At 72.1% G+C, this 6,989-nt stretch carries 6 protein-coding genes and 1 pseudogene; all 7 read right to left on the bottom strand.

The window, feature by feature from the left end:
* Window positions 1–59: 59 nt before the first annotated feature.
* Window positions 60–1,406, bottom strand: coding sequence for an MFS transporter (locus SZ60_RS13950; protein ID WP_043596876.1), 1,347 nt, complete (start codon window positions 1,404–1,406; stop codon window positions 60–62).
* Window positions 1,407–1,622: 216 nt separating this feature from the next.
* A pseudogene (gene ribA / locus SZ60_RS13945) lies at window positions 1,623–2,243 on the bottom strand (GTP cyclohydrolase II); the annotation flags it as partial.
* A gap of 17 nt (window positions 2,244–2,260) precedes the next feature.
* Window positions 2,261–3,262, bottom strand: coding sequence for a bifunctional diaminohydroxyphosphoribosylaminopyrimidine deaminase/5-amino-6-(5-phosphoribosylamino)uracil reductase RibD (gene ribD / locus SZ60_RS13940; RefSeq protein ID WP_082060176.1), 1,002 nt, complete (start codon window positions 3,260–3,262; stop codon window positions 2,261–2,263).
* A 38-nt stretch (window positions 3,263–3,300) separates the two neighbouring features.
* A complete protein-coding gene (locus tag SZ60_RS17560; protein WP_052505425.1) occupies window positions 3,301–4,005 on the bottom strand; it encodes a GNAT family N-acetyltransferase in 705 nt (234 codons plus the stop codon).
* 2 nt (window positions 4,006–4,007) lie between these two features.
* Window positions 4,008–5,012 carry a tryptophan--tRNA ligase gene (gene trpS / locus SZ60_RS13930; protein ID WP_082060174.1) on the bottom strand — a complete coding sequence of 335 codons (1,005 nt, stop codon included), beginning with the start codon at window positions 5,010–5,012 and terminating at the stop codon, window positions 4,008–4,010.
* A 48-nt stretch (window positions 5,013–5,060) separates the two neighbouring features.
* Window positions 5,061–5,906, bottom strand: coding sequence for an exodeoxyribonuclease III (locus SZ60_RS13925; protein ID WP_043596874.1), 846 nt, complete (start codon window positions 5,904–5,906; stop codon window positions 5,061–5,063).
* Between the two features lie 10 nt (window positions 5,907–5,916).
* Window positions 5,917–6,989, bottom strand: a 1,073-nt coding sequence (locus tag SZ60_RS13920; protein WP_043596872.1) for a YihY/virulence factor BrkB family protein, incomplete at its 5' end; no start/stop codon positions are given.

Raw genomic sequence — 6,989 nt, 5'->3', positions numbered from 1 at the left:
AACCGGCCCGCGCCTCCGGTCAGGAGGCGCGGGCCGGGCGGCAGGGCAGGTCGCGTCGGTCAGCCGGCCGTGTCGTAGTCGACGTCGCGGGTCTCGCGGCTGAGCACGAGCGCGATCAGGGTCAACACCGCCATCGACGACAGGTAGAGGCCCACGAGCCAGGTGCTGCCGCCCGCCGCCGTCCAGAGTGCCACGGCGATGAAGGGGGCCACGGCGGCTCCCAGGATGCTGGCCACGTTGTAGCTGATCGCCGAACCGGTGTAGCGCACGCTCGTGGGGAACAGCTCGGGCAGCACGGCCCCCATCGGTCCGAAGGTCAGCCCCATGAGGACGAAGCCGATGATGAGCAGCGCCTGAGCCCCGAGGGCTCCGGCCGCGAACAGCGGGGCGAACGTGAAGCCGAAGACGAGGATGCCCGCCGTCACGCAGATGAGCATGGCGCGGCGCCCGTACTTCTCGGCGAGCGGCCCCGACACCAGGGTGAAGATGCCGAAGAACACCACGCCGAGGATCAGCATCCAGAGGAACTGCGTCCGGGGGATGCCCAGACCTGCCGGGTCACCCGCGGCGTCGGCCGTGCCGAACGTCAGCGTGAACGTCGTCATCAGGTAGAAGAGCGTGTAGGTCGCCAGCATGATGAACGTGCCGAGCAGCAGGGGGCGCCAGCTCGACCGGACGACGCGGGCGAGTGGCAGCGTGGCGACGTTGCCCGAGTCGACGACCTTCTGGAACGCCGGGGTCTCGATGAGCTTGAAGCGCACGTAGAGGCCGATGATCACCAGCACGGCACTCGCCAGGAACGGCAGGCGCCAACCCCAGGCCAGGAACTGCTCCTCGGTGAGGGTCGTGTTCAGCAGCACGAAGAGCAGGTTGGCGATGATGAAGCCGATGGGCGCACCCAGCTGGGGGAACGTGCCGTAGATCGCTCGGCGGTTCGCCGGGGCGTTCTCGGTCGCGAGCAGCGCGGCACCGCTCCATTCGCCGCCGAGGCCGAGGCCCTGGCAGAAGCGCAGCACGACGAGGCAGGCGGGGCCGGCGACCGCCCAGCCGGGCGTGGTGCCGGCCGGGATGCACCCGATCAGCACCGTCGCGATGCCCATCGTCAGCAGCGAGGCCACGAGGGTGCCCTTGCGACCGATGCGGTCGCCGAAGTGCCCGAAGACGATCGACCCGACGGGCCGGGCGATGAACGCGACGCCGAAGACCGCGAACGAGGCGAGGCGCGCCACGGCGGGGTCGTCGTTGGCGAAGAAGATCGTCGGGAAGACGAGCACCGCGGCGGTCGCGTAGACGTAGAAGTCGTAGAACTCGATCGAGGTGCCGATGAGGCTCGCGACGATAACGCGCGAGCGCTTGTTGGTGGTGGGGGCGGACGACGTCGACGGGTCGACGGTGGGTACGGACACGGGGCACTCCGGGGCAGGGGTCGAGGTCCCGGCGGACGTCGACGACCGGGCGCGTGATGCGGCGCAGCGGGTCGGACGGAGGCGCGGCGCAGGGATCTGCGGATCGCTCGGCCGGGTGAGACGGTGGCCGCTCGTGACGGCCGACGCCCAGCTTACCTCGGTTGTACCCCGACGGGGACGCGGTTCGGGACCACGAGGGCGGCCCCGGCCGCGGGCTCAGTCGTCGGAGCCGAGGTGGCCGGGCAGCTCGTGGCCCATCCGGTCGCGCTTCGTGTCGAGGTAGCCCTCGTTGAACGCCCCCACGCCGACGACGAGCGGAACCAGTTCGGTGACCTCGATGCCGTGTTCGCCGAGCTGACGTCTCTTCTCGGGGTTGTTGCTGAGCAACCGGACGCGGGTGAGGCCCAGGTCGCGCAGCACGTCGGCAGCCGCGCCGTAGTCTCGGGCGTCCGCCGGCAGCCCGAGGGCGAGGTTGGCGTCGAGGGTGTCGAGGCCGTCCTCTTGCAGGCGGTAGGCCCGGAGCTTGTTGACGAGGCCGATGCCCCGACCCTCGTGGCCGCGCAGGTAGACGACCACACCGCCGTGGTCCCGGATGGTGTCGAGCGCGGCGTCGAGCTGCGGGCCGCACTCGCACTTGAGCGAGCCGAAGGCCTCGCCGGTCAGGCACTCGGAGTGGACGCGGACGAGGGCGTCGTCCGCCGGGGGGAGGCCCGTCGGGTCGCTCGCGATGATCGCCACGTGGTCGGCCCCGGTGACCGTGTCGCGGTAAGCCCTCATGCGGAAGGTGCCGTGGCTGGTGGGGACCGTGGTCTCGACCTCGAACGACACCTGGGACGATGCGGCGGGGGTGGTGGTCATGCGGGTCTCCTGGGGGTGTCGCGGGCGACGACCACCAGGTCGTCGCCGAGGGGGTGCGCGTCGGTGACGCGCAGTCGTCGTTGCCCGTCGATGTGGTCGACGCCGAGGTCGTCGAGGGCGGTCCGAGGGCCGCCGAGCAGCGTGGGCGCGAGGTAGACCACGTAGTCGTCGACGAGTCCGAGCCGGACGAACGCACTCGCCACGGTCGGCCCGCCCTCGACGAAGACGCTGCGCACCCCGCGGCGTCCGAGGTCGTCGAGCACGGCCTCGAGGTCGTGCGTGCCCGTCTCGAGGAGCTCGCGGGGGTGCCGGCGCAGGGCGGCGTCGGCCGGCACGGGGCGCGTGCCGACGACGACGGGCAGCGGCTGGTCGGGCAGCAGCTCACCGCCGTCGCCCCGGGCGGTCAGGCTGGGGTCGTCGGCCAGCACGGTGCCCGTGCCCACCAGGATGGCGTCGTGGGCCGCCCGCTGCTCGTGCACGTGCTGCCGCGCCGCGGTGCCGGTGATCCATCGGCTGCTGCCGTCGGACGCGGCGGTGCGGCCGTCCAGGCTCGAGGCCCACTTGAGCGTCACGAAGGGTCGGCCCGTGCGTGCCGTCACCAGCCAGCGGCGGGCCATCTCGGCTGCTTCGTCGGCGAGGACGCCGTCGAGCACCTCGACGCCGGCCTGTTGGAGTCGTTCGGCCCCGCCACCCGAGGACGCCCCGGGATCGGGGACGGCGTGGACGACCCGGGCCACGCCCGCCTCGATCAGGGCGACGCTGCACGGCCCGGTACGCCCCACGTGGTCGCAGGGTTCGAGCGTGACGACGGCGGTCAGGCCGCGGGCCTCGCCGGGGGAGAGGTGCGAGAGGGCGTCGACCTCGGCGTGCGGGGTGCCGGCACCCCGGTGCCACCCCTCGGCGGCCGTGCTGCCGTCGGGGCGCAGCAGGACGCAACCGACCTGGGGGTTGACCCCGCGGGCCGGCCCCCGGCGGGCGAGCGCGACGGCCCGTCTCATAGCGTGCTCCAGGAGCTCGTGGTCGATCGAGTCGATGCTCACGGGGCCTCCGGGACGGAACGGTCGCGCGCCGGGGCGTGCGCGGTGGGGGACGGGCGGACGACGCCGTCGACGGCATCGGTGAGGGAGTCAACGCCGTCGGCGACGGGGTATTCCGTCGAGCGGCCGGGGCGGGTCCCGGGACGTCCCAGGTCGGGCCAGCCCGGCCGCGCCACCCGCGCGTCGTCCGGTCGCAGGCGGGCCTTCCAGCAGAGGGGGTGGCCCCCGTCACGGTCGGGGTGGAGCCCCGGACCGACACCCTGGTACGTGAACCCCGTGCGTCGGGCGACGGCGGCCGAGGCGTCGTTGCCGACGTAGCCCTCCCAGAAGAGTTCGCGCAGCCCGCCGGCACCGAAGGCCCAGTCGGCCACGAGGCCGAGGGCCTCGGTCATCAGGCCGAGCCCACGCGAGGCCGGGGCCGTCCAGAAGCCGACGTCGGACGAGCGGAGTCGCACGCTGATGACGCCCTCGAGCAGGCCCGACCCCGGGCGGCGCAGCCCCCACGTGAACTCGCGTCCGGTTGCCCACCCGTCGTCCACGATGCGCCGCAGGAAGAACTCGGCGTCGGACCGTGCGTACGGGACGGGCACCGTGGTGAACCGCTGCAGCGTCTCGTCGCGGCAGGCGTCGACGATGGCCGGCACGTCGGCCGCGCTCGGCACCACCAACTCGAGGGTCGGTGACGCGAGCACGAACGGCAGCACGATCAGGCCTTGCGGACGAAGCCGATGCGGTCGTACACGGTGTCGATCGTGGCCTGGGCGATCTCGTTCGCCCGATCGGCGTTGACCGCGAGGATGCGGTCGAGCTCGGTCGGGTCGTCGAGCAGTTCGAGCGCCCGGGTGCGGACGGGTGCGAAGGTCTCGACGACGACCTCGGCCACGTCCTTCTTCAGGTCGCCGTAGCCGCGACCGGCGTAGCGCTCCTCGAGGTCGGCCACGCTGTCGCCCGAGAACGACGACAGGATGGTGAGCAGGTTCGACACACCCGCCTTGGCCCCGCGGTCGAAGCGGATCTCGCGCTCGGCGTCGGTGACCGCCGACTTGATCTTCTTGGCGGTGCGGCTCGGCTCGTCGAGCATCCACACGACACCCGAGTCGGTCGCCGCGGACTTGCTCATCTTCGACTCGGGCGACTGCAGGTCGTAGATGCGCGCGGACTCTTTCTGGATCGTCGCCTCGGGCACGACGAACGTCTCGCCGAAGCGGGAGTTGAACCGGGTGGCGAGGTCGCGGGTGAGCTCGACGTGCTGACGCTGGTCGTCACCCACCGGAACCGTCTCGGCCTGGTAGAGCAGGATGTCGGCGGCCATCAGCGTCGGGTAGGCGAACAGTCCGAGCGAGGCCGCGTCGGACCCCTGCTTCGCCGCCTTGTCCTTGAACTGCGTCATGCGGCTGGCCTCGCCGAACCCGGTCAGGGTGTTGAGCACCCAGGCCAGCTGCGTGTGCGCCGGCACGTGCGACTGGATGAACAGGGTCGACTGCGCCGGGTCGATGCCCGCCGCGATGTACTGCGCGGCGGTGCCACGGATCTGGGCCCGCAACGCCGCGGGGTCCTGCGGGACGGTGATGGCGTGCAGGTCGACGACGCAGAACAGGGCGTCGTGCGTCGTCTGCAGCGACTTCCACTGCTGCAGGGCGCCGATGTAGTTGCCGACGTGGAGCGAGTCGGCGGACGGCTGCATGCCGGAGAAGAGACGGGGCTTGGTCATGGGGTCCTCGGTCGGGGTGGTGCGAGAAGGGAGGGGTGGGGCGCGGGGTCAGAGTCGGTAGTCGACGACGACCGGAGCGTGGTCCGACCACCGCTGGTCGTAGGCGGCCGCCCGGTCGACCACGTAGTGCTCGACCTTGTCGGCCAACGCCGGGGTGGCCAACTGGTAGTCGATGCGCCAACCGGTGTCGTTGTCGAAGGCCTGACCCCGCCACGACCACCACGAGTAGGGCCCCTCGACCTCGCCCGCGAAGCGTCGACCCACGTCGACCCACCCGAGGCCTTCGCCGCCGGTGCCGTCGACCGTCTCGACCTGCTGGCCCGCCGGCCCGAGGAAGCGGTCGAAGTACGACCGCTCACGGGGGAGGAAGCCGGCGCGCTTGACGTTGCCCTTCCAGTTCTTGATGTCGAGCTCGCGGTGCCCCACGTTGAGGTCGCCCGTGACCACCGAGAGCTCGTTGTGGGCGGCGAGCTCGGGGAGTCGCGCCGACATGGCGTCGAGGAACGTCCATTTCTCGTCCTGCTTGGGGGTGTCGACCTCGCCCGAGTGGACGTAGGTGCTGACCACGGTGACCACGGTGCCGTCGATCTCGTAGTCCGCCTCGAGCCAACGGCCGGCGCTGTCGAAGTCGTCGGGCCCGAGCTCGACGCGGTGCACGTGGGCCGTGCCCCGACTGGCGATGGCGACCCCCGCCCGGCCCTTGGCGGTCGCCGGATCGTGGACGACGTTCCACTCGGGGCCGAGCAGGCCCTCGAGGTCGTCGGTCGAGGCGCGCACCTCTTGCAGCGTGAGGACGTCGACGTCGCGCGCCGAGAGCCACTCGCCCATGCCCTTGCGGAAGGCGGCACGGACGCCGTTGACGTTGACGGTGGCGAGACGGAGGCGCGTGGACATGGGCTCCAGACTAGCGGCGGGCACCGTCAGGAGGGCTCGTGGGCGGGACGTCGGGCGGGTCACCTCGACGGACGGCACGCAGCGACCGCGAGAGCAGGCCGCGGGCGCCGTCGACGAAGCGACCACCGCGCGACCGGGCCCGCGCCTCCTGGGCTCGCCGTTCCTCCTCGAGGCGCCGCAGACGGGCCGCCTCTTCGTGCGGGTCGGCGAGGACGCCGAGGTCGTCCATGCCGACGGCGATCCAACCGGCGCTGAGCAGCAGCACCTGGCACAACAGGTTGATCACGATCAGCAGTCCGACGATCGCCGCGAACGAGGCGACGAGGGGGTTCGAGCCCGTGGCGCGCAGCACGACGCCTCCGACCACGGTCAACGAGACGAACCCGGCCGCGCCGATCATGGCCCCCGCGAGGAGTCGACGGAAGGGGATGTGGAGTCCGGCCAGCACGCGGAAGAGCACCGCGAGCACCGCGGTCTCGAAGGCGAACACGAGCACGATGCCGACCACGCGCAGGGTCGCCTCGCCGACGATCGACCGGGTCGAGACGCCGACCCCGGACAACAGGCCCGAGACCGCCGTGGTGCTGAGCAGCGACAGCGTCGCCGAGACGACCACGGCGGCGCCGAAGCAGAGCGCCAGGCCGAGGTCGCGCACGATCAGTCGACCGAGCGGAGTGACGGGTTGGGGTGCCCGGAACACGATGCGGACGCAGTCGCGCATGCTGCCGAGCAACGTGATGGACGACACGAGCAGGCCGAGCAGGGCGACGGCCCCGGTCCAGCCGAAGACCGACGCGTCGAGCAGCAGCTCCGGGTCGACCACGCCCGTGCCGTCGACGTCCTGGATCAGCCCGGGCACGGCCGAGCGGATGAACACGATCAACTCGTCCCGCAGCAGCTGGTCGCCCGAGACGACGAACCCGGCGACCGAGAAGCCCACCCACAGGGCGGCGAACAACGCGAAGAGCGCCTGGTAGGTGAGCCCGGCCGCGAGCAGGGGTCCCTTCGCCGTGACGTGCCGTGCCAGCACCCGGGTCGGGCGCGACCCCACGACGCGCGACCCGGCCCGCCGGGCACGTCCGG

The sequence above is a fragment of the Frigoribacterium sp. MEB024 genome (assembly GCF_000878135.1).
Taxonomy (GTDB): domain Bacteria; phylum Actinomycetota; class Actinomycetes; order Actinomycetales; family Microbacteriaceae; genus Frigoribacterium.
The sequence above is the reverse complement of the archived record's forward strand: the minus strand, read 5'-3'. Positions and strand labels throughout refer to the sequence as shown.

Excerpts from the sequence above, each read along its gene's own strand:
- ribD (WP_082060176.1), bottom strand. The coding sequence starts at position 3,262 with ATGAGACGGGCCGTCGCGCTCGCCCGCCGGGGGCCGGCCCGCGGGGTC.
- trpS (WP_082060174.1), bottom strand. The coding sequence starts at position 5,012 with ATGACCAAGCCCCGTCTCTTCTCCGGCATGCAGCCGTCCGCCGACTCG.
- SZ60_RS13925 (WP_043596874.1), bottom strand. The coding sequence starts at position 5,906 with ATGTCCACGCGCCTCCGTCTCGCCACCGTCAACGTCAACGGCGTCCGT.